The sequence below is a fragment of the Methanofastidiosum sp. genome (assembly GCA_020854815.1).
Taxonomy (GTDB): domain Archaea; phylum Methanobacteriota_B; class Thermococci; order Methanofastidiosales; family Methanofastidiosaceae; genus Methanofastidiosum.
Genome location: JAHKLW010000044.1, coordinates 33,356 through 57,250 on the forward strand (window position 1 = coordinate 33,356; position 23,895 = coordinate 57,250).

At 34.1% G+C, this 23,895-nt stretch carries 23 protein-coding genes; 10 read left to right on the plus strand and 13 right to left on the minus strand.

Going from position 1 to position 23,895, the window contains the following annotated elements; translation table 11 throughout:
- Positions 1–103 precede the first annotated feature (103 nt).
- Positions 104–415: a hypothetical protein gene (locus KO464_06260; GenBank protein ID MCC7572975.1), complete on the plus strand. Its 312-nt coding sequence runs from the start codon at positions 104–106 to the stop codon at positions 413–415.
- A 37-nt stretch (positions 416–452) separates the two neighbouring features.
- The gene (locus tag KO464_06265; protein ID MCC7572976.1) at positions 453–1,511 is read left to right on the plus strand and encodes a hypothetical protein; all 1,059 of its coding nucleotides are present in this window, start codon (positions 453–455) and stop codon (positions 1,509–1,511) included.
- 1 nt (position 1,512) lies between these two features.
- On the opposite strand, the gene KO464_06270 is transcribed toward KO464_06265, so the two are convergent.
- The 9 genes from KO464_06270 to KO464_06310 all read right to left on the minus strand — a co-directional run bounded on the left by KO464_06270 (position 1,513) and on the right by KO464_06310 (position 10,825).
- Complete coding sequence (locus KO464_06270; protein ID MCC7572977.1) at positions 1,513–1,917, minus strand: helix-turn-helix domain-containing protein; 405 nt, start codon at positions 1,915–1,917, stop codon at positions 1,513–1,515.
- On the minus strand, positions 1,914–3,071 hold the full coding sequence (locus KO464_06275) for a DUF530 domain-containing protein (protein ID MCC7572978.1): 1,158 nt from the start codon (positions 3,069–3,071) through the stop codon (positions 1,914–1,916). The genes KO464_06270 and KO464_06275 overlap by 4 nt, the downstream gene beginning before the upstream one ends.
- Before the next feature lie 94 nt (positions 3,072–3,165).
- Complete coding sequence (locus KO464_06280; protein MCC7572979.1) at positions 3,166–4,014, minus strand: hypothetical protein; 849 nt, start codon at positions 4,012–4,014, stop codon at positions 3,166–3,168.
- 41 nt (positions 4,015–4,055) lie between these two features.
- On the minus strand, positions 4,056–4,778 hold the full coding sequence (locus tag KO464_06285; protein ID MCC7572980.1) for a hypothetical protein: 723 nt from the start codon (positions 4,776–4,778) through the stop codon (positions 4,056–4,058).
- The gene (locus KO464_06290) at positions 4,775–6,031 is read right to left on the minus strand and encodes an FAD-dependent oxidoreductase (protein MCC7572981.1); all 1,257 of its coding nucleotides are present in this window, start codon (positions 6,029–6,031) and stop codon (positions 4,775–4,777) included. The genes KO464_06285 and KO464_06290 overlap by 4 nt, the downstream gene beginning before the upstream one ends.
- The gene (locus KO464_06295) at positions 6,032–6,460 is read right to left on the minus strand and encodes a 4Fe-4S binding protein (GenBank protein MCC7572982.1); all 429 of its coding nucleotides are present in this window, start codon (positions 6,458–6,460) and stop codon (positions 6,032–6,034) included.
- Between the two features lie 2 nt (positions 6,461–6,462).
- Positions 6,463–7,980, minus strand: a complete 1,518-nt coding sequence (locus KO464_06300; protein MCC7572983.1) for a 4Fe-4S binding protein — start codon at positions 7,978–7,980, stop codon at positions 6,463–6,465.
- A complete protein-coding gene (locus KO464_06305; GenBank protein ID MCC7572984.1) occupies positions 7,964–9,046 on the minus strand; it encodes a glutamine amidotransferase family protein in 1,083 nt (360 codons plus the stop codon). The genes KO464_06300 and KO464_06305 overlap by 17 nt, the downstream gene beginning before the upstream one ends.
- Before the next feature lie 114 nt (positions 9,047–9,160).
- Complete coding sequence (locus KO464_06310; protein ID MCC7572985.1) at positions 9,161–10,825, minus strand: formate--tetrahydrofolate ligase; 1,665 nt, start codon at positions 10,823–10,825, stop codon at positions 9,161–9,163.
- Positions 10,826–10,888: 63 nt separating this feature from the next.
- Between KO464_06310 and KO464_06315 the strand changes: the two genes are divergently transcribed.
- A complete protein-coding gene (locus KO464_06315; GenBank protein ID MCC7572986.1) occupies positions 10,889–11,452 on the plus strand; it encodes a 5-formyltetrahydrofolate cyclo-ligase in 564 nt (187 codons plus the stop codon).
- Here the strand turns inward: KO464_06315 and KO464_06320 are convergent.
- From KO464_06320 to KO464_06335, 4 genes are read right to left on the minus strand one after another with little or no spacing between them, the layout of a single operon-like run.
- The gene (locus KO464_06320; GenBank protein ID MCC7572987.1) at positions 11,439–12,560 is read right to left on the minus strand and encodes an MFS transporter; all 1,122 of its coding nucleotides are present in this window, start codon (positions 12,558–12,560) and stop codon (positions 11,439–11,441) included. The genes KO464_06315 and KO464_06320 overlap by 14 nt on opposite strands.
- Positions 12,550–13,860 (minus strand): bifunctional folylpolyglutamate synthase/dihydrofolate synthase, encoded by a 1,311-nt coding sequence (locus KO464_06325; GenBank protein MCC7572988.1) that lies wholly within the window; start codon positions 13,858–13,860, stop codon positions 12,550–12,552. Before KO464_06325 ends, KO464_06320 begins: the two co-directional genes overlap by 11 nt.
- Positions 13,850–14,704, minus strand: a complete 855-nt coding sequence (locus KO464_06330; GenBank protein ID MCC7572989.1) for a bifunctional 5,10-methylenetetrahydrofolate dehydrogenase/5,10-methenyltetrahydrofolate cyclohydrolase — start codon at positions 14,702–14,704, stop codon at positions 13,850–13,852. The genes KO464_06325 and KO464_06330 overlap by 11 nt, the downstream gene beginning before the upstream one ends.
- Positions 14,701–15,933, minus strand: a complete 1,233-nt coding sequence (locus KO464_06335) for a serine hydroxymethyltransferase (GenBank protein MCC7572990.1) — start codon at positions 15,931–15,933, stop codon at positions 14,701–14,703. Before KO464_06335 ends, KO464_06330 begins: the two co-directional genes overlap by 4 nt.
- Before the next feature lie 172 nt (positions 15,934–16,105).
- On the opposite strand from KO464_06335, the gene KO464_06340 reads away from it, so the two are divergent.
- From KO464_06340 to KO464_06370, 7 genes are all read left to right on the plus strand, one after another.
- On the plus strand, positions 16,106–16,708 hold the full coding sequence (locus KO464_06340) for an Lrp/AsnC family transcriptional regulator (GenBank protein MCC7572991.1): 603 nt from the start codon (positions 16,106–16,108) through the stop codon (positions 16,706–16,708).
- A gap of 163 nt (positions 16,709–16,871) precedes the next feature.
- The gene (gene glnA / locus KO464_06345) at positions 16,872–18,182 is read left to right on the plus strand and encodes a type I glutamate--ammonia ligase (GenBank protein ID MCC7572992.1); all 1,311 of its coding nucleotides are present in this window, start codon (positions 16,872–16,874) and stop codon (positions 18,180–18,182) included.
- Positions 18,183–18,306: 124 nt separating this feature from the next.
- A complete protein-coding gene (gene dph5, locus KO464_06350; GenBank protein ID MCC7572993.1) occupies positions 18,307–19,074 on the plus strand; it encodes a diphthine synthase in 768 nt (255 codons plus the stop codon).
- Between the two features lie 39 nt (positions 19,075–19,113).
- Positions 19,114–21,918 (plus strand): hypothetical protein, encoded by a 2,805-nt coding sequence (locus KO464_06355; GenBank protein MCC7572994.1) that lies wholly within the window; start codon positions 19,114–19,116, stop codon positions 21,916–21,918.
- A gap of 16 nt (positions 21,919–21,934) precedes the next feature.
- Positions 21,935–23,131 carry a tRNA pseudouridine(54/55) synthase Pus10 gene (locus KO464_06360; GenBank protein ID MCC7572995.1) on the plus strand — a complete coding sequence of 399 codons (1,197 nt, stop codon included), beginning with the start codon at positions 21,935–21,937 and terminating at the stop codon, positions 23,129–23,131.
- A gap of 8 nt (positions 23,132–23,139) precedes the next feature.
- Positions 23,140–23,436 carry a 50S ribosomal protein L21e gene (locus KO464_06365; GenBank protein ID MCC7572996.1) on the plus strand — a complete coding sequence of 99 codons (297 nt, stop codon included), beginning with the start codon at positions 23,140–23,142 and terminating at the stop codon, positions 23,434–23,436.
- 13 nt (positions 23,437–23,449) lie between these two features.
- Entirely contained in the window at positions 23,450–23,791 is a 342-nt protein-coding gene (locus KO464_06370) for an RNA polymerase Rpb4 family protein (protein ID MCC7572997.1), read from the plus strand.
- Positions 23,792–23,895 lie beyond the last annotated feature (104 nt).

The window sequence follows — 23,895 nt, forward strand, 5'->3', positions numbered from 1 at the left end:
TTCGAAGCGACAAACTGTGCAATTTTTTCTTTATAGAATTAAAACTAAATAATAAGAACTAGCTTAGGTTGGCGTTGTTATATTTCCACTTGAAGCAAATATTTTGGGAAAAAGTTGCACTAATTACAAATGTGCTCAATTTCTTTGCAGCAATTATTATCGGATTATTGATAGGAGTGATAATGTCAATAAATATCTTAAAGAATATGGATTCATCTTTATTTTCATATTTCTTGGATGCTTCTCATCTCTAAAAATACCAATGCTAACAATTGAAACTGGGTACCTTGGTATTGAATTTACTCTAGCAAGAGCCGCCATCGCCGTCCCATTGTTCATTGGAATCGGGCACTTAATGGATTATTACCTAAAAGGAAAAGACTTTCAGGTCACAGACCCAACTGAAGCAAATTAAGACGTATGTTTTTAAAGGATTAGAAAAATAAATTATTATGAAGCAAATTTTATGTTTTTTTGTTTTTGCTGTAATTATCTTTTCAAGCCAATCTTTTCTTTACTCTGAGGATAATATTTTGTATGTATTAGATGACGGCTATATCATCAAAGACGTTTCATTTGATACAAACATAGATAATTTTTATCTAGCAGGAGGAATAAAAGGCACTAATGATTCATTTATAATTAAGTCAAAAGATGGCCAATTATTAAGAGAACATATAATTGAAAACTTCAGGATTATAAAAATTATAACTGATAAATTTTCTAACACTTATATATTAGGGTCGTCAGGAGACGGAAATAAAATACTTATAAAACTTACTTCAAGCCTCAGCAAAAGATGGGAGGTACAAATAAGATTTTCCGATATGGATGTTTTATCTTCTTTTACGGTAAATGATAATCAGGAGATTACAGTTGTAGGCTATTCGAGCTACAAAAGAGAATCTGATTCTTTTGTTATAAATATAGATCGTAATGGAAAAGTCATTACAGAAAAAGTACTGGACATCGGACCATTTGAAAGGCCCTATCAGATTCTCGAGGACAAAGAAGGCAACTTTTATATTACCGGAGAATCTAAAGATAAGAATTTTGACCTGTTTGTTTGCAAAGTAACCAAAGATTTTGAACTACTTTGGATTGACTATTTTGACAATCAAAATTGGGAAGATGGAGGTCTTGCTCTTGAGTTTATTGATGACGAGATTATTGCTTGTGGTTATTCTGGGAAGGAAGGCTGGTATGTTTTTGACACGGTTTTCATTAGATATTCCAAAGAAGGTAATGTAAGCATATTCGACAGAAAGAATTATTCTGGTGGAAGTGATTGGATTAAGCACTTCCAAAGAAAAGATGAACACTACTATGTCATATTATGGGATATCCTCACAGGGAAAGAATATACTCTAAAACTGGACAACAACTTTAATATTTTAAGAAAAAATGAAATCCAGAAAGAAGAAACGCCAATCAAAATAATCAACATAGGGGATAAAACCTATTTTGTATCTACAAAAGGGAATACAATATATATCAGAGATTTAGAATGAGCTATTGGATTTTATCCATATATTCTTCATTTGCAATGTGGTAAACCGTTCTAAGAGGGATCTTCAAACTTTTTGATATCTCTTTTACCGGAACCCCTAGTTCATACATCTTTTTTAATTTGCCGACTGTTTCATCGTCATATTTGTTTGGTCTTCCGGCACCTTCTCCAAAAGGAACGAGAAGTACTCCGACACGCTCCAATGCTTTTTTGACACGAATTGAGGTCAGAGAATAGAGACTTTTTGGGCACAGGATATATTTTACGTTTGGCGCATGTTCTAAGACTTCAACCATTATATCAACTGATGGCCTCATATTAATATAGATTTTTTCATCATTATTAGAAAGATCAGCTCTTAACTTTTTTATAAGGTCTCTTTTATCCTTTGCAATTATCTTTTTCAATCTTGAGCCCCCTTGAGTTCTTGTAAAAATTTCTTTGTTATATCCTTTTTTTCCCCACTTTTAACTACTCTTTCAAGAAGATATTTACGTTCTTTTGGTATTACTCCATAATTTTCAGCCCGTATCAAGGCAGATTCAAATTCATTATTATCTAAAGAGAAAAATAATAATGCTTTGTCATAATCTTCGGATATTAAATAATATGAAATTGCAGCAACTAGGCTGTTTTTTTCTTTTAGATTCATGTCTTTGAGTGTGTTCATCATTTCTTCTTTCAATAATACAGTCTTATAGAACCTTCCTAACAAAGCTTCGTTTGGTTCTGGATCAATTGTTGGAAAAGGCCCGCCGTATATCTTTCTCTCCATATATGTCTTTTTCAGATAGAAGAGTGCTATATCCTCGCATATTGCATCAATTCCAAATGGTGCATAGGCTATAGAAAGGACTTTTCTTATGTGTTTATCATATATTGGGGGCCTACCCAGATCAATCGCCTCATCATAAAAATCACGTTTATATGGAAAATTCTCTTTTTTGAAAGGTGAATAATCTTTTGGACCCCCCATCATCCCATATTCTTGAGGAATTCTCTTTTTAGAAGATGGCTTGCTCTTTGATTTATCCCCTAACATATCCATTATCTTCCGGTAGTTTTCTCTCTCCGTCTTATCTAATGAGAAAAGAGTCTTCATATATTCTCCAGAAAAAGAAAGATATTTCATTATTCCCAATCTATACACTCCATCAGGGCTAAAAATAAATTTCCCTTCGCCACCTTCCTCTGTGAACTTTATGGCTTCGTGACCAGCATATATCACGCCATCTTTTTCAAATCCCATTGCATCTATTAACTGACCTATAGCAACTCTGTGTGCCGCAATGGCATGCTGGATATTGTCAAAACATATCTTCTTTTCCATTGCTCTTTTTCTAAAATAAGGATCTTGCGCATCCTTGATACCTTTAATAACAAAATAGGGATTTTGGTATCCCAAGAACTCTATCTTTCTCCTAATCGAGATTAATTCTTCATAATCTTTTTTTAGTTTTAGGTATGTGACAAGAAAGTAGTCACTATCATTTAACTTATCAGGGTTTACACTATACTTTAACGTATCAAGATAACTAGAAATCCTTGATATTAGACTCATTTGTTTCGCCGGGATTTAATTTAATTGCAATAATCTTATAAGTCTATCCTTGAAAAAATATTGCAAAATAAAAACTAAAATAAAATAATAAAAATTAATACTGTTTATATATCTTGTAATCAAGTCTAAGGCTATCGGGCGAATCGATGTTTCTGAATACGATATAGTACAGTCCTTTTTCGGGTACAGTCCATTTTAGTTGCTCATGGCTTCTCTCTCTTTCATTTGTTGAGTTAAGGTATATTTTTCCAGAATAGTCTTCAGGAGATAATCTGAAACTCTTGTATCCGCTACTGTCAAGTACATACATCCTAATAAATAAATTACGATAGTCATTCTGTCTGACACTGTAATAAATATTGACTACGTCTCCTTTTTGCAAGTTAGTTGCATAAGCTCTCCACCCGCCTTTACTGTAGCTTACATTATTTCCTTGTGCTATAATATACTCATATTTGTCTAGTTTTTCTCCAGAATTGAGAATTGCAGAATACAAGTACTGTATTTGAAAATTGTTTATATTATGAATCATGAAATAATATACGCCATCTTCAGGAAAAGTATATTCGAATTCTGACTTTGTACCGGAGTAAAATCTCAAGTATTGATTATTCTTTTTCATGTTACTAAGAGCGTATACTGAAAGATAGTTGTGTTGTGTGCTATTCAATATGTATACATCTAAAGTTTCATTGTCCAGAGATTCATAAGAAAATTTCACTTTGCTGCCTTTCGAAACTGGTATTAGATAAGTTCTATAGTAATTACCATTCAAAGAATTTTTTTCATTGAAAAGAACCTCTACTGTGTCTGAAGTTTCTGGTTCTGTTGTCGCTTCAGTTTGCTGGGTTCCTGTTGATTGTTGATTTGAGCCAGGTGTTGCACACATGGCTGCTATTGCTACCAATGCTATCAATCCAAAAGTAATGAATATTTTTTTCATCGCCGCTACTAAAAATTTGAAGTTTAAATATTTAATCTTTATCAGTAACTATAGAGTCTTTGGAAGGGTCTGGAGTTTAATGGACTTAGTTTTACAAATTCATCTAGGGCATATATCTCTTTAGAGTTCATGTCTGAAGAATATTCGGATAAAACATTTGTTAAGAAATTAACATCCCATTCATCGAGAGGAGATACTGCAACACCCTTCCCAAGATTATATTCATCAACATTTCCCCTAATATATATTGCCCCTCCATGCATCCCTACTCCAATATAATTGCTTTCAAGTTTAGTTTTATTTTTACATAAAACAACTATGATACCTGAAGCCATATACTCTCCAAGAAAATCACCTGCGTTCTCTCCTATTACTATTACGGGAATCTTTTTTCCAAATGCTTTCATGTGAATACCACATCTGTAACCGACTTTTCCCTTGACGAATATCTTTCCGCCCCTCATAGCATAACCTAAAATATCTCCCGCATCTCCATGCACAACTATCTTGCCATTGTTCATTGTATTGCCAACACAGTCTTGTATATTGGCATTGACAAATATATTTGGGCCGTCCATCATTCCCCCAAGATCGTTTCCCGGCACGCCGTTTATTATTGCTCTTATGTCATTCTTTATTCCTGCAAATAGGTATCCTTGACCGTTGATATTGTTCAATGAGATCTCTTTTTCACCATTTTCTATTGCCTTACGTATCGATTTATTTATTTCAGAATAATTGAGTCCTTTGCAATTGAGAATCATTTAATTCCCTCGGTATATAATTTAACTATGCCTTCTCTCATCTTGCGAGGAATGGCATAAAAATTAATTTTATTGTTTAATAACTCATCCTTTATAGAAGATATATCCAGGTTGTTTCGGATAAGATTGTTTAGAATGCCCGCACGGTCAATATCTCCTAGGAGTGCAGCACCAATTAATTTTCCATCCCTAATTACGAGTTTTCTATAAATTTTCTTTTCGGAATTGAATAAATATAGCACTTCATCTTTTTCAGAAGGTCTTAGTAATCCCATAGTAATCATCTGGACATCAAAGATTTGGAGAGAATTCATAGGATAAATTGTATCCATCTTAATATCGCCACCGGACATGTTAATGCCTGCACAATAACCGCCACTGTAAGCATTTGGAAGTATTGGAATATTGCAATAGCTATTCTCAAAATGATTGTACACTTCAGTTACGTCACCCGCAGCATAAACATCTTCAATGTTGGTTTTCATATTCTCATCGACTTTTATGCCGTGATTAATTGAAAGTTCTGTTTTCTCAAATGGAAATATTTCAGGTTTTACACCTTTACAAGACACTATTGCATCACAGACAATTATATCCTTTTCAAGTTTAAGTTCTATTTTTGAACCTTCTTTCTTAGCCTCAATTACTTTTGTCGAAAGCAATAATTTGACTCCTTTTTCAATAATCTCATTGTTAAGGATTTCAGAAATCTTTTGGTCTCCTATTGAGCTTAAGACACCTTCAGAACTTACTATAAGAATCACTTCTTTTCCCATCTTATGTAGGTACTCGGATAATTTGACGCCAATTAAACCACCCCCAAGAATAGCAATCTTGTCTTTATTCACAAGGGATTCTTTGAGTTTTAGAGCTTCCTCAATATTTGTAAATGAATAGATTTCACCTTCAAAGCCTTTTATCTGCGGCACATTGGCTTTGGCTCCAGTTGCAATAAATAATTTATCGTATTTTATTTTGTCGTCTTCCAATAATAAAATTTTTTTATTGAAGTCAACTGATTTTAGGCATTTATTTAGCATTGTTGTGACTTTATGAAATCTATAGAACTCTTCATCTCTATAATATATACTCTCTAAACTATCTTGATTTAGCATTTTATATAGTTGAGGTTTTGAGTAAGATAAGCAATTTTCCTTTGAGATTAATATAATTTCATTTTCCTTGTCATTTACCCTTATACCTTCAATGGCTCCAATTGCTGCCGCCCCATTTCCAATAATAACATATCGCATCTAATCTGCCTCGTATATCAGTGCTTTATTTGGGCAATTAAGAACGCATATAGGTATTTTCTCTTCGTGGCAATGGTCACACTTGAAAGCTTTTTTATCGCCACGTTTTATAGCCCCGAATGGACATACCATGACACACATCCAGCAACCGACGCATCTTTCTGTGTCTAGTATAACAGTCGCATCTTCAATTTTTATTGCCCCCATCGAACATGCTTTAATGCATAAAGGATCCTTACAGTTCATACATACAATAGATCCGCAAATATGCTCCTTTTCCTCAAAAGACATTCGAGAAGGTTCTTTGTTCTTCTCAAAATTATATGCCAGAATAATATCCCCGGATTTAGAATGTTTAACATTACAGTGAACTTCACATAGTCTACATCCGATGCAGAAATCCTCATCACAAATTATTCTTCTTTTCATTTTCACATCCCCACATGTTCAATTCCTAAGATCTTAGATTCCAATTCAGTTAATCCAACTCCTCTTAATCTAAGTCTATTTCCTCGAAGAGCTTCTATCGCATTTATCCCCATGCTTCCTAGAATTTCTTTTATTTCGAGATTCCAGCTAGTCACAAGGTTTGTCAATTTTTCAGACCCGACTGCAGGGTTTAATCTTCTTGTTAAAGCAGGATCTTGAGTTGTAAGCCCCCAGTTACATTTTCCCTTGTAGCATTTCTGACATAATGTGCATCCCATTGCAATTAATGCTGCAGTTGCAATGTATACTGCGTCTGCTCCAAGGGCCATTGCTTTGACAGCGTCGGCACTTGATCTGATCCCACCTGCTGCGACAATTGAAACTTCGTTCCTGATGCTTTCATCCCTCAATCTTTGATCAATAACGGCAAGTGCAACTTCAATTGGTATTCCTGTGTTATCTCTTATGACAGAAGGTGCTGCACCGGTACCTCCTCTAAATCCATCAATCACGATCACATCTGCACCAGCTCTTACAATGCCAGAAGCTATTGCGGCAGAATTATGAACAGCTGCTATTTTTACAAAAACGGGTTTTTCATAATTAGTTGCTTCCTTTATTAGTGATATTAGTTGTTTTAGATCTTCTATTGAATATATGTCGTGATGTGGCGCAGGAGATATTGCATCAGTACCGGATGGAATCATTCTTGTCTCAGATATTTCTACTGTGACTTTTTCTCCGGGAAGGTGTCCACCTATACCTGGTTTTGCTCCTTGTCCTATTTTAATTTCAATTGCTCCGCACGCAGCAAGATAATCTGTATCAACTCCAAATCTTCCGGAAGCTATCTGGCCAATAGTATTTTTTCCATACTTATACAGTTTTTTATGAAGTCCTCCTTCTCCAGTGTTGTAAAAAGTACCAAGTCTATAGGCTGCTGATGCGAGAGATTCGCACGCGTTAAGACTTATAGATCCATATGACATCGCCGAAAACATTATTGGAGTTTCAAGCATTATCTGAGGAGATAGCTTAGTCTCAAGAGATACTTCACCATTTTCTTCCTTGAGAGTAATTTTATCGGGTTTCTTACCCAAATATGTCCTTAATTCCATTGGCTCTCTTAGAGGGTCTATCGGAGGATTTGTAACTTGTGATGCATCAAGTAACATTCTATCCCAGTAAGAAACATATGCCTTATCATTACCACTACCTATGAGGATCATCCCTCCAGTTTCGGCCTGTTTTTTTATACTGTTAATAGTGTATGAGCTCCAATGAAAGTTTTCTTTGTAAAGGGCATTATTTTTAGTGATTGTTAAAGCGTCTGTTGGACACATCATTTCACATCGATGACATCCTACGCATTTGTCATTGTAAATACGAATTAAATCAAACTCCTCAAAATACTTGAAGATTTCTTCAGAGCATTGTCTTACACAGACCTTACATTTGATGCATCTGTCTTCATTTTTATCTACGATAAATTCAGGAATAATATTAGACATATTTATCATCCAACAAAAATATTGCAGGCTCTCCGCCTTTTGGCCTATAAACTAAATCAAGATCAGGGCAAATTTTCCTTACTGCACATTCTTCACTTGACATATAGACTGTATTTTCATTTTTTCCTACAAGAAGCGGTCTTAGTTTTAACCTGTCTCCAAGACCCATTATACCATTTTCAAATCCTAAAATAACTGAGAATGGCCCTGTGAGTAGGGCTCCTGCATAAGTCATCCTCAATGCTTTTAGTACCTCTCTCTGTCTTTCTTCCATTCTGTCTATATCTACCCACATTGGACTCGCAAGGACCTTAGAGGCCAAAGGTAGAGTTAGATTATTTTTTCTAACTAAGAAATCTAAAAGATAAGTTATTACTTCAGTATCAGTTACAAGATTACACTTGTAGCCATACATCTCAAGATATCTTCTATTTGTATCGTAAGAAGAGATTTCACCATTATGAACTATAGTCCAGTCAAGTAATCCAAATGGATGTGCTCCCCCCCACCATCCAGGAGTATTGGTGGGGAATCTTCCATGGGCGGTCCATATGTAGCCACTGTAATCTTCGAGACGATAAAACTTACTGATATCTTCGGGGTATCCTACGCCCTTGAAGACACCCATATTTTTCCCGCTTGATATTACATATGCTCCTTCAATGTTATTATTGATGTCCATTACGGCCTTGAATGTCTCTTCTCTTTCGGAATCTTTGGACAAGATATTCCTATTTTTAACAAAGTATCGCCACAATAGTGGTTTATTGGGGAGAATAATAAAATTATCAGTTCTAATCTTTTCATCGTATTCGATTAAAAAGTGTTTATTGATCAACTCTTCAGTTTTCTCTTTTGCTTTTACAGAATCAAAAAATAAATGAAATGCATAATCGTCCGGATAATCCGGATAAATTCCATAACCAGAAAATCCACCACCTAATCCATTGGCCCTATCATGCATTACAGAAATTGCATCTGTGATGACGCTGCCACTGACCTTTTCTCCGTCAGTATTTATTAATCCGAATATAGAGCAGCCTGAAATATCCTTTTCTTTCGGAAATTTGTTCATAATAAAAGCTTAAAAGAAAATATATATATTAATTTCTATAACAAATTGGCCATTATAGGCCAGAATTAATGTCAAAAATGCCTATTAAAGTCATATTTGAGTATAATAAATAATCTAAAGTAGACCTATTATGTTTCCTTTGTCATCAATATCCATTTTTACAGCGGCAGGCAACCTTGAAAGACCGGGCATTAGGTTGATGTTACCACAAACGATAACAATATAACCTGCACCACTTGCAAGTTCAACGTCTGTGACTTCTAAATCAAATGGAGGTGGAACTCCAATTAGATTTTTATCATCTGATAAAGACAGTTGAGTTTTCGCGATACATATGGGAAGATTCCCATATCCAAGTTTTTTATATAATTCAAGTTTTTTCTTGGGTTTAGTTTCAAATATCACACTTTTTGCCCCGTAGATTTTTTTAGCAATTATCTCAACTTTTTTTTCAATGTCGTCAGTTAGTTCGTAAAGTGGTTTGAAATTATTCTTTTTCTTAGATAATTCCAATACCCTATTTGCAAGCTCTATGCCACCTTTACCTCCTTCTGAAAACATATTGGACAATGAAACAGGCACTTCTTTTTTTGAGCAAAGTGATTTTATCATTTCAATTTCTTGATCTCTGTCAAAATTGAATTTATTTATACATACTACAACTGGAACCCCAAATAGTTTGAGATTATCAATATGTTTTTCAACATTTTTTAGACCTTTTAAAAAAGCCTCTTCATCGTGGTATGTAATAATATCCTTTAATCCACCATGGTATTTTATTGCCTTGCATGTCACGACTAACACTACGGCGGATGGAGAAAAATTACCTTTTCTTGAAACTATATTAAGGAACTTTTCTGCACCTAAATCTGCACCGAATCCAGCTTCAATTATGACAAAATCGGCCAATTTTAGAGCAATATTGGTCGCAAGTATCGAATTCGTACCTATGGAGATATTTGCAAATGGCCCTCCATGGATAATCGCAGGTGTGTGCTCAATTGTTTGAACAAGATTTGGTTTAAGAGCTTCTTTTAGTATTGCTGCCAGTGCTCCTTCAACTTTTAATTTCCCTGCATTTATGGGATTTCCTTTTCGATCAAATGCAACGGTGATTTTAGAAAGTTTTTCCTTAAGTTCTATTATATCGTGTGAAAGGCATACAATAGACATTATCTCCGATGCTGCAGTAATAATAAATTTGGATTCACGGGGTATGCCATTACCTGAACCTCCAAGACCAATAACGATATTTCTCAGAGCTCGATCATTCATGTCAATTGCTCTCGGCCAAACAATATTATTAATATCAATATCCAGTTCATTACCCATTAATATATGTGTATCAAGCATTGCTGCCAAGAGATTGTGTGCGGCTTGTACTGCATGAATATCGCCGGTAAAATGTAAGTTGATGTCCTCCATTGGAAGAATTTGTGAGTGCCCGCCGCCAGTAGCCCCTCCCTTCACGCCAAATACAGGCCCCATGGAAGGTTCTCTTAAGGTAATCATTGTTTTCTTTCCAAGAAGCGATAGAGCTTGTCCCAATCCGATGGTGGTAAGTGTCTTTCCTTCTCCATGTGGAGTTGGATTCATTGCAGTTACTAGGATTAAATGGCCATTATTGTTTTTTTCTGTTTTCTTTAGAAGCGATAGATCTATTTTTGCTTTATGTTTACCATACGGTTCAATATATAATTCGTCGATTCCTGCTTTTTCAGCAATTTTTTCTATTGACCAGATGTCTGCTTTTTTAGCTATCTCAACGTCACTTTCCATCATAACCATCTTGATTTCAGATTCAATTGTAAATCTTTTTAAAAAGTTTTCGTTATTTAGTATATGCTTTCTAAGTCTGAGCTAAGGGCTGCAATTAAAGAACAAATTGTTAATCTAGATTATGCCAAAAAAGAGGTTATGGACGAAAAAATAAGAAAAAATATCTATAATCTTAATGAATATTGGGTAGCAAAGACTATTTTTTCATATGTTTCAAAAGATAAAGAAGTAGATACACTTGATTTAATTAACCATTCAATAAGTCTTGGAAAAACAGTTTGTGTTCCCTTGACTAAGAAGGAGAATAATTCTCTTGAAATGAGAAAAATCGAAGATTTAATGGACCTAAAAATCGGAAACTTCAATATTCTAGAGCCAAATGATCATGCTAAATGTGTCAATTCTAAAGAAGTAGAAATACTTTTTATCCCAGGTCTTGCATTTGGAATTGGGCGTGAAAGACTCGGAAGAGGGGGAGGTTATTTTGACAGATTCTTAGTACAATCAACTGGCCTTAAAGTGGGTCTTGCCTATGAATTTCAGATCTTTGATTCGTTACCAGTTCAAAAGCACGATATAAAAATGGATATGATAATCACTGATAAACGAATTATCAACTGCGTTTAAAAGAATAAATAAGGATTATTGCGGGGAAGAGAATCATCGAAGCAAAAGGATTTATTGCTAAAAATGACGCAAGGGCTGGCAGGCTTGATCCTGTTATCGTAGAAAGATCCTGGCTGAGGGAAAATGTAGAAAATATTGTTCCTCTTTTTGAAACTTCTATATTTTCACACAAGAAGGAATAACACCAAACATCAATGAATGCTCCGGCTAATCCAATAAGTCCAGATGATAGAAAGAACAAAACAATATTATTGGAAATAACTAAGAATACAATCCCTGTTATGTGGATTAATGCCCCCCATTTAATCCAAAATCTTTTAGTTTCAACTTTTGCGTAACGTCCAATAAGAATCTCAGAAACACCAAAAACAAGAGATTCGAATGCGACTATCAAAGAAACTATAGATCCTGACATCCCAAGTTTTCCTATGGCAAATCTAACAAAGAATATCAAGAAAGCAGAGAATACTGCAATATCAAAAGTCTTGTACACTAATGGATCTAATACTTTTTTGAGTGTATTAATAGAGGGGTAACTCTTTTCGCGTAATTCAAATTTAAATTCTTTCATGAAGTATAGATACAACACAGAGATAGATGCCCCAATTAAGAATATGGTGTAAAATGTCCACTTCAATCCGAGTAGATCAACAAATATACCTGGCAGCAGAAGTCCAAATACCCATCCTAGGCCTGAAACTCCTCCAAAGATACTGACTTTCTTTTCCGGTTTTTGTGTAATAGGTCTAAGGGAAAAAATTATAACTACTGTAAGAAAAGTAGCAAGAGAAACAGCTACAAAAACTTGAAGTAGTGCGAGATGCAAGATATTATTTGTAAATGAAATGAGAAAAGCTGATATTGAAGAGAGTATCAAAGCGGCCAGCAATAAATATTTCTCTCCAATTCTATCAGAGAGAACTCCTACTACAGGTTTCAAGAAAAATGAAACACCGTCCCCAATGACAAATAGCAATGCATAAGGCAAGAGAGATATTCCTATTTTAGTAAAATATATCCCGAAGAGAACCATTGTGAATCCATGAAAAAATGATTTATAGAATCCCAACATTGATCCAAAGAACAATCTTTTAGTTTCAACTGCCAAATAATTTCCTTCCTTTCAATATGTATCCCGCTATATATATGGACCCAGTAATAAGTAATTTTTCATCGTTTTTAAGGTTTGACAGGCAATAGTCAAACGCGTTTAAAGGATCTTCAAAAGACTTAATTTCATTGAAATACCGTCTTGCTTTTTCTTCAAGAGTATTAATATTGGCGCATCTTGGAGGAATTGTTGTCAAGACTATTCTCTTTGAAATTTTGGAAAATTCTTTTAGGATTCCTTCAATATCTTTGTCCTGAGAAATTCCAACGAGTAAAATTGTTTTTGCATCTAGAAATAAATTGTTGTAAGTTTCTGAAAGCGATTTTGCACCGGCAATATTATGTGCAACGTCGACTAGAATCATTGGATTTTTTCTTACTATCTGGAATCTCCCTGGCCATGTTGATTTTTCAAGGCCTTCCCTAATCGAACTTTCTTTTATTTCAAATCCATAAGAAGATATCGATTCTGCCAAGCTGATTGCACAGGCTGCGTTTACTATTTGATGACTGCCAATCATCTTAATTTTAACATCACTAAACATATTGTCACTGGATTTGTAATCAAAAATAGACCCTTCAAAGTTAATTTTTTTCTCAATTGCATCAAAATCTCTTTTGTATAATTTTAATGAAGCTCCTTTTTCAAGACAGATTTTTTCAAGTAATGGTGATAGCTCCAAATCAATGCAAGAAGATACTGATGATCCTTTTTTTATTATGCCTGCTTTTTCAATTAATATTTCCTCTTTACTGTGGCCCAATATTTCTTGATGGTCAAGAGAGATATTTGTAATGGCTACGGATTTACCATTTAAAACGTTAGTAGCGTCTAGCCTTCCACCAAGCCCAACTTCGGAGATTATAAAGTCGACTTTTTTATCGGCAAAATAGATAATTGAGATTGCAGTTAGAACTTCAAAAAATGTTGGACTACCAATGCCCTTGATTTTTTCTGCTTCTTCGCAGTAATATTTTAGATCTAAAAGGATTTTATCAAAATCTTTCGAGGGGATATTTTTATCTCCAATCTTTATTCTTTCGTAAATGTCAATTAGATGGGGAGATATATAAGACCCAACTTTGTAGTTAGATTGGGACAATATTCCAGAAATAAAAGTGACAACTGAGCCTTTTCCATTTGTTCCGGCAACATGAACTACGGGGATATCTTCCCATTTTCTTCCACTTTTTTCAAGTAGAAATCTTATTCTTTCAAGACCAAGTTTTGAATTTAATCGTTCTTGCCCAGGTGTAGAACCAATAAGTTTTAACGACTCTAAAAAATCATCTTGCACAGTCGTTCTGTTTTAAAAAGCAGATTATAAGGTTTTCCAGAAGCATGGCTCGAGTCATAGGGCCGACCCCACCTGGAACTGGGGTGATATATGATGTTATTTTACTGACCTCATCATACTTAACATCCCCTTTAATACCGTCCACATCTCGAGTTATACCAACATCTACCACTACAGCCCCTTCTTTCACCATATCTGCAGTCAAGAAATCAGTTTTTCCTACTCCGACTATAACTATATCTGCATGCTTTGTCTTTTCTTTCAGATTTTTAGTTTTGGTGTGTACGACGGTTACTGTTCCACCTTTATTTATCATCATAGCTGCCAAAGGCTTTCCAATAATATTACTCCTATTTATTATTGTTATGTCAGCACCTTCTATCGGTATGTTGTATTCTTCAAGAATTTTAACTACTCCTTTAGGCGTGCATGGAAACAAGTCTGAGATGTTTAGGAGTATTCTACCAACATTGATGGGTGTAAATCCATCTACATCTTTTAATGGGTCTATTCTTTCTAAGATCTTGTTACTATCTATGTGTTTTGGTAAAGGTAATTGGACAAGGATTCCATGAACATCTTTTCTTTTATTTAATTTATCAATTAACAAAAGAAGATCTTCTTCACAGATATCATCATAATAGAACTCTTCATAATCAATTCCAATTTTCTCTGAATCCTTCTTCTTTAAAGTAACATAAACTCTAGATGCAGGATTGCTTCCTACTAACACAGTTGCCAATTTAGGATGAAGGCCTTTTTTATTATATTCTGCTACTTTTTCTGAAAGTTCATTTGCTATTCTCAGAGATAGTGCCTTGCCATCAAGTATTTTTGTGGTCATAAGTTCAATGGGAATTTTTTGCAGAGATCCCTTACCTCCACTCTTACTTTTTCAGGAGCGCAGTCATCCTTCTTCTGAAGAACACGATGAATCATTTGGGCTATCAATTTCATCTCTTGCTCCTTCATTCCTCTGGAAGTAATTGCAGGGACACCGAGTCTAAGACCTGATGTAACATTAGGTGGCTTTGGATCGTAAGGTATAACATTTCTATTTGCTGTAATGCCTGCAGCTTCCAATAATTCCTGCGCTTCTTTTCCAGTTATATCATTTTTTCTCAAATCCAACAAGAGTAAGTGATTATCAGTGCCTCCAGTGATAAGCTCATATCCTAATGACATTAACTCCTCAGATAAAACTTTACAATTATTGATAATTTGTCTCTGATATTTTATGAAATCTTCACCCATTGCTTCCTTAAAGCAAACTGCCTTTGCAGCTATTGTATGCATCATGGGACCGCCTTGAGCAAATGGGAAAACAGCTTTGTCAATTGCCTTCTTATGTTCTTCTTTGCAGAGTATTAGTCCCCCTCTTGGACCTCTTAAGGTCTTATGGGTAGTAGAAGTTACAAAGTCACAATAAGGAATAGGAGATTTATGAAATCCGCACGCGACAAGTCCTGCAATGTGCGCCATATCTGCGAGTAAAAGAGCGCCTACTTCATCTGCAATTTCTCTGAATCCTTCAAAATCTATCTCTCTTGGATAAGAACTAGCACCTGTTACAATAAGTTTAGGCCTTAATTCGATAGCTTTTTCTCTTACCTCGTTTAAATCAATCCTATACGTATTTTTATTGACACCATAAAAATGGAAGTTGTAAAATTTTCCAGAAAAATTAACAGGGGACCCATGTGACAAATGTCCTCCACAAGATAAATCCATCCCGAGAACTGTATCCCCGACATCTAAACATGCAAAATATACTGCCATATTAGCCTGTGTTCCTGAGTGTGCCTGAACATTTGCATGGTCTGCTTTGAAAAGCTTCTTTGCCCTTTCGATTGCAAGAGATTCTGCAACGTCGACAAATTTACAGCCTCCATAGTATCTCTTGCCAGGATAGCCTTCGGCATATTTATTTGTCATAACAGATCTTTGTGCTTCAAGAACTGCATTACTTGTAAAATTCTCACTGGCTATAAGTTCAAGCCCTTCATTTTGACGATTTTTTTCATCTTCAATTGCATTAAAAATTTCAACATCAACTTGATCCAATGATTTCATAAAATCACGACATGATTAAAAAGCCTAAATCTCTTATAAATATTTTGCTATTTTCTAATCTCAAGATATTTTTATAATTCCATATTATGGCAATAATATTTCATAATAGTTAATTTTATATACCTATTAGGTAGGATAATATAATATTCTGGCATGAAATAGAGGAATTACTATGGTAAAAGATATTTGTATTCTAAGAGGAAGGACTATAGATGAGCAAGAGAAATTAATCATCAAAGCTTTGATAAGAAATCCTAGAAGCAGTGATAATCAAATAAGCAAAGCGACCAGAGTTCCAGTAAGAACTGTCTACAGAAAAAGGAAAAAATTAGAAGAAGAAGGCATTATACACTATTATCTAAATGTAAATCTAGATAAATCAGGTATTGGTAAAATAAATGCCAGACATCTCTATATCATTAAATTTAAACTTGGTCTTCCATATACTCAGTTTATCCGAGAAATTAATGAAGAAAATAACGTGAGAACTGTCTTCACCGAACATATCTACCAATCTTTCCTTGCAGAAGTCGATGGGAGAGTTGCCCTTGTAATGATTTTGGAAGGAGAAAGAGATGAGGACATAGTAGAAAACTTTAATAAAATAATAGTTCCGTCATTGAAGAAAAATCATGGTCCAGAATCAATCGAAGATGTTCAGACTATAAGACTCTCAGATCCTATCAGATTCTTCCACAATTACCTGCCGATGTTAAACATTAAAAACGGAAGAATTCGTGATGACTGGAGAGATGAATTAATTTTTATTACCTAATTATCTTTGATTATTCTAGGCCATTTTTTCTTTTTATTAGGCCTTATTAGACCTAAATTAGCCATTATAAAACAGTAAGTATTAAATAGTAGATGATACTTCTCTTTTCTATCAAATACCTAGACAAATGGGTAAATATAAAAAATAATTTTGGAGGAATAAAATGGACAAAGAGCAGGTAAAGAAAATAATTAAGGAAAAGAACATAAAATACGTAAGATTGCAGTTTGTGGACATGCTAGGAATACCAAAGAACTTTTCAATATCTGTAGACCTACTAGACTCTGTATTTGAATCTGGGATGGGTTTTGATAGTTCTTCAATTAAAGGATTTACAGATATCTCGCACAGTGACAGTGTTTTGATGCCAGACCCGGATACATTTAAGATAATCCCGTGGCTTGATGAAGCAAGAATAATCTGTGATGTGTGCTACCCAACAACATTGAAGCCTTTTGAAGGTGACCCAAGAAGTCTTTTGAAAAAAGAAATACAAAAACTTGCAGAAGAAAAAATGGAGTTTTATGTTGGTCCAGAGATAGAGTTTCACTTATTAAAGCAAGAAAATGGAAAACTTGTCCCACATGATTCTGGAGGATATGCAGATTTTTCACCTCTTGATTTAGGGGAAGAAATCAGAAACAAAGCCGGACTATACATGCAAATGATGGGTGTAAAAAGTGAGATTACCCATCACGAGGTAGGAAGCGGCCAGCACGAAATTGATTTTAGATTTAAAGAAAGTGCTCTTGAAGCAGCCGATGATGTTATCACATATAAGCAGGTCGTAAAAAACATAGCTGCTAAAGAAGGTCTTGTAGTTACATACATGCCAAAACCGTTTTATGGACAAGCTGGAAACGGTATGCACTGTCACCAAAGTGTTTTCCAAAATGGAAGAAACGTATTCTATGACCCAAAGACAAAAAATTTATCCGATAAAGGCCGATGGTACATAGGTGGAATTTTAAAACATGCAAAAGCACTTACTGCTATTTGTTCTCCATCTGTTAACTCCTACAAGAGATTAGTTCCAGGATACGAAGCGCCAGTATATATTGCATGGGGATGGTCTAACAGAACAACTTTAGTGAGATTGCCTGGATACGATCCAACTAATGAAAAGGCTTTAAGGATAGAATTTAGATCTCCTGACCCAACTTGTAACCCATATCTTTCATTTACTGCCATGTTAAAAGCTGGGATGGACGGAATCGAAAATCAGATTGAGCCTCCTGAGCCAGTTGACTATGACTTATTCGAATTATCATTAGCCGAATTAGAGGAAAGGGGTATAGAAACATTGCCAATAAACCTAGGAGAAGCAATAAAGGAACTTGAAAATGACAAGGTAATAAGAGATTCATTAGGTAAGCACATTTCTACAAAATACATTGAGCACAAGAAAAAGGTTTGGGAAGAATATTCAATGTATGTTACTGACTGGGAGTTCCAAAAATACCTCAGATACTAATAAAATTTTAATTTTTATTATTTTTCTCACAGATATGATTTACAACAGAAAATTTTCATATATTTTAAAAAATGGCCGAAATCAATCTAAAATCTTTTATATTTAAACTACTTTTATAATGCAGATGTTATACCTTATAGGCCTTGGACTGTCAGAAAAAGACCTTTCGTTGAAAGCCTTTGAAGTATTGAGTAAAGTTAAGAATATTTATGTTGACACTTATACTAATTATTTTGATTTTGACCTTCTGTGGCTTGAAAAGAAATTAGGTACTAAAGTGATCCCTCTTTCTAGAGAAGACATAGAAAAAAATCCTTTATTCTTAGATATTGCGAAATCTGATGATGTTGCACTTCTTGTATCGGGAGATCCTCTTGTTGCTACAACCCATACAGATATCCTCTTAAGGGCAATTAAAAGAGGCATCCAAACAAAAATATTTCATGCTTCATCAATTTATTCAGCCATTGCTGAAACAGGCCTCCACATATATAGATTTGGAAAAACTGCCAGCATCCCCTATCCTGAAGAAAACTTCTCCCCAAGAAGCTTTTATGACGTGGTAATTGAAAATAAAGAAAGAAATCTCCATACAATGCTATTGCTAGATGTAAAAAAGGAGAAAAATCTTTTTATGGATCCAAAGGAAGCCATGGATATATTAAAAAGAATTGATGAAAGTAGAATTATTGGAGAGATTATTATAATTTCTAGGATTGGGCATGAAGATCAAAGAATCATATATGGAGATATAGATGAATTAGTCAACTTTGATAAAGAATTCTATGGCTCACCCCCTCATACTTTAGTAATTCCTGCAGAGTTACACTTTGCAGAAGAGGAATATCTGATAAGTCTTGCAGAAATACATAAAAACAGTAAAAATAAATAAAAAATATTACGATAATAAAATAGCCTTGGTGTTATCATTATGCCATTTGAAAATAAAAAAATAGATGAATTGACTGAAAAAATATCCGCAGTTGAAACATCTAACGAAGAAAGAATTTTGGAAATATCAAGATTACTTGATGGGTATAAAGAATTTCTCGATACATTAAAATCACATAATGTTGAAGCTATTAAACAGTGGGAAATTGAAAAGTTTGAAGAAAAACTTCAGCAGATTATAAAAAATGTCGATATTGTTAGTGAAAAAGAAAGAACTGAATTAGAAGAGCAGCAAATCTACGATGACATTGATGAGTTAAAAGTTATTGTTTGGGATATTCAGAAAAAAATTGACTCAAATTTATTAGAGCTTAAACACAGAATTGATGAAACAGAAAAAGAACAAGAACTTACACTCCTTAATTTTTTAAGAAAAGTAAAGAACAAAGATGATATCTTTACAGAGGAATATGTTCTTAACAATTATACTGAAGTCCTTGAAATATTCTCACTTCTTGATGTAGAAAATAAAAAACTTCCAAAAAATATATCCCCCGAACTTGAAGGTGAGATAAATCGATATTTGTCAAATATTGAATACAGGATTGAAAAAGTGGAGGACATTCTAAAAAAGGACTATGAAATATTTTTGAAGGAAATTGAAGAAAAAAACAAGTGCCTAGATGAGGAATTTATTTCAGAAAACTTTGATCAGACTAGAGAGATTTATTCTTCTTTGATTGAAAAGAAGAAACAGCTTAAGGGTGGAAGAGTTACACTTATTGAGAATAATCTTAAAATTTTAAGCGAGAGGATAAAAGAAATTGAAGATAGAAAAAGAATGGACCTCTTAACTATACTTGATGAAGTTGAAAAACTACTCCCTATTTTCACAGAACAATATATATTGGATAATCCCCTTGATTCGAGAGAAGTGTATGAGAAATACAGCAAAATAGGAAATACTTTGAAAGGGACAATAGACTCTAAAATTGAAGAAAAAGTTAGTAAATCTATCAATAATATACTTTCAAGGATTGAAAACGTTGAAAAGAGAGAAATTGAAAATCTTTCTTTCGTCTATGACAGGACTGGAAGAGCCCTCGAAAAATATACTGAAGATTATATTGCTGGAAACTTATCCGAGGCAGAGAGAACTTATGTTGCATTGTCAAGAGATATGCAAAGGCTATACCCAAGATTCTCCAATGAATTGAGTAAAAATATCGAGAGAAACTTAAATGATTTGTACTTGAGAGTTAAAAATATTGAAGAACTGAAGAAAAGAGAACTCGAGAACTTTCTAGAGAATTCTTACAATGCTTTAGAAGAATTTGACTATTCTAAAATTAATACAGATTTGGAGTCTGCAAGACAAATGTATCAAAAACTTCTTGAAGAAAAAAAGAGATTGCCCGCAGATCTTGAGATAGTAATTGAAAGTAATCTATCTGAAATACAGGAAAAAGTCATCAAAACTGAAGAAGCAAAAATCAAGATATTAGAGAATTTCTTGGACAAGACCATCAATAGTCTGGAGAAGTATCCTAGAGAAAGTATAGATGCCAACATCAAAGAAGCAGTTATTCTATACAACAGCCTCAGAAGAGAGCAAAAAAATCTCCCTGTGGGAATTGATTATGAACTTGAAAAGGCAATTAATGTGAATCTTAACGCCTTCGATAACAGAATAAAGGATATCGAAGATGGAAAGAAGGGATATGTGGATGAATTTATTGAATATCTCAATCAGAAAATGGGAGACTTCACAGAAGAAAAAATACTCGATAATCTTGTGAATGCAAAGGAAGATTTCCAAAAACTTCTGAAAGAAAAAGATGATATAGTTGTGTTTGCAAATTCAGAACAAGAAATTGAGATTGAGAAAAGGATAGAAAAAATAAGTGCAAAGTTAAAAGATGTCCAAGAAGACGAGCTTCAAAAGATTGATATTCTTTTAAGAAGAGCACAAACTTTTGATATTAAATTTGATCAGGGTTATATTAACTCAAATCTTTTTGAAGTAAGGGATCTCTACAAAGACCTAATGAAAACAAGAAATGAAATACTTTCCATAATTGCTGAAGACAAAAGAGATGAAATCGATGAGATTCTTGGTAGGCTCAAAAAAAGAGTAGAGCACGCAGAAATAGTGAAAGAAGAAGAACTCCAATACTTTATTAGAAGAGTTAAAGGATTATTGGATAAGTACAGTTTCGCACAGGTTCTAAGGAGTGCATCTGAAGCTAAGGACGAGTATCAGACCTTAGTTAAAGAAAAGCAGGGATTGTTACTAGAGTATGATGATCAACTCAGGCTTGAAATAGAAGCTTTAATGTCTGAATTTAGCAATAGGATAAAGGATGCTGAAAAAGAAATTGTACAGAGTAAAATCGATAAGATTGTTAATAAAATAGGTGGATTTGTTACAAGATACTCTTATGTTGAACCTTCAGACAAAGCCCTTGTTATGGCAATGATAGAAGAATATAAGGACATAGTTGCCAATTATAAACAGTTCGAAAATGAACTTGATATGAAATCCCAAGAACTCCTAAAGGAAAGAATTCAACAGTGCCAGAATCTAATAAAACAGATAGATTACGAAATACAGTATGAAAGGGACATCATGGAAATAAAAGAAGGATGTGTCGAATTTATAAAGATGTATCGGGACAAAGAAGTTCTGCTTTCCAAAATATGGGAAGCACAAAACAAATATAATACACTACTTCAAAAATTCGAAAGCATTCCCTTCCACAAAGATTCAGCAACTGAGCACGAAATAGTAAAGAAGTTACAGATTTGTTATGGCTTAATTGACAAATCCTTTAAGGGACTATAAAGAGATAAAGATTTACATGATATTGAAAACTTCTAAGGAGATCCTTGGAGAATATATTCTTTGTGATAATTGCCTTGGAAGACAGTTTGGAAAAATTTCAATATCCACAAATGAAAGAAGAGGGAAAGTAATAAGAAATCTATTGAACTGTTTTAATCCAGAAATAATTCCTAATATAAACCAACAAAAGCCTTGTTTTCTTTGTGATAATATTTTTGAAAAGACCGAGGACATCGTAAAAGATGTATCACCAGATTTCGAGTTTTCTACTTTTCATGCAGGTACAAAGATTCCTGAAGAAATCATGAAAAAAGAGGGAATGCTAAAAGAGAAATATAATCTTCAGTACCAGGAAAACCTTAAACAAGAACTTAATAGGGAGCTTGGAAAAAAGATAGGGGCCATCATTGGCAAAGAGTTCAAAAGGGAAAAAGAAGATGTAACAATACTTCTACATCCTTATGAATCAAAGATCGAGTATGTAATTAATCCATTATTTATCTATGGCCGATACAATAAACTAATTAGAGGGATCCCACAGACTAAATGGTTTTGCAGAAAGTGTAAAGGCAGGGGTTGTTCAAGATGTGGGCATACTGGAAAAATGTATGATGAAAGTGTTGAGGAATTGATATCCAAATTATTTTTAGAAGAAACTAAAGGTCAAGATTCCTCTTTTCATGGGGCAGGTAGGGAAGATATCGATGTTTTAATGCTTGGAAATGGTCGACCTTTTGTTCTGGAAATAAAATCCCCTAAAATCCGAGATATCGATCTTCAAAGAATAGAGCTTGAAGTAAACCAAATGAATGAGGGAAAAGTAAAAATTTCAGAGCTTTGCTTTGTGGGCAAGGAAGTAGTTGAGAAAATAAAAAATACTAATTTTAGAAAAACTTACCTAGCAGAGATAGATGCATGCCTGACTGAAGAAGAAAAGAAGAAAATAGAGGAATTTTTCATTGACAGAGACATATACCAAGAAACCCCAAATAGGGTCATACATAGAAGAGCCGATAAAACTAGAATTAGAAAGGTTTATAAAGTTCTTACCTCTAAGGAAAATTGCTCGTCACTAGAGATATACTGTGATGGTGGACTTTATATAAAGGAACTTATCTCTGGAGATGAGGAGAGGACAAATCCCAGTATTGCAGAATTATTGGGTAAGAATATAAAGTGTATATTGCTAAATGTAATTAGTATTGAAGAGTAGGTGTAATTATGTCTAGAAAATCTCATGGTTTCAAACTCAAGACAAGAGGTAAACTAACAAAAGATGTCAGAACAAGGGGGAAAGTCCCCGTATCAAGAATTCTTCAGAATTTTGATGTTGGAGACTCCGTGCACATTATTTTAGAACCCTCGGTCCATAAAGGCATGCCTTTCCCAAGATTTCACGGGAGAACGGGCAAGGTAGTAGGAAAGAGAGGTTCAGCTTATCTGCTTTCTATAATGGATGGAAACAAGGAAAAGACTATTATTTCAAGACCTGAACATATGAAAAAGCAGGTTTTTTAAAAGAGGTTCGTTCATGATAGGAAAGGAAATAATCTCTGAAGATATTGTTCCAATAACAAAAGTTAAAGAGATACTTTCCAGTAGAGCTGAAAAAATCGAATTGGGATATGAACAAGGAATTTCATTAGATTATACAAATAAATTCAGCAAAATGGAAATTGAAGATATAGAAAAAGCTACTGAAGAACTTACAGAAAAAGTTCCAAGATTAAAAAAGGAAAATATAATCAAAATAGTCGATATTGTTCCAGAAGACAAGAAAGACATCGAAGTAATATTCTCAAAAGAAAGGTTAATATTGGACGAAGATGAAGTTAAATCCATATTGGAAATTATTGCAAAATATAAAAAATAAGTGAAATTTATGATGATGAGAACTAGTGTTTTTGAGGAGTATGGGATAGTTCTGGATTACCTGCCACAAGGTCTTCCAGGGGAAAATCTCCCACCTCATAAGAG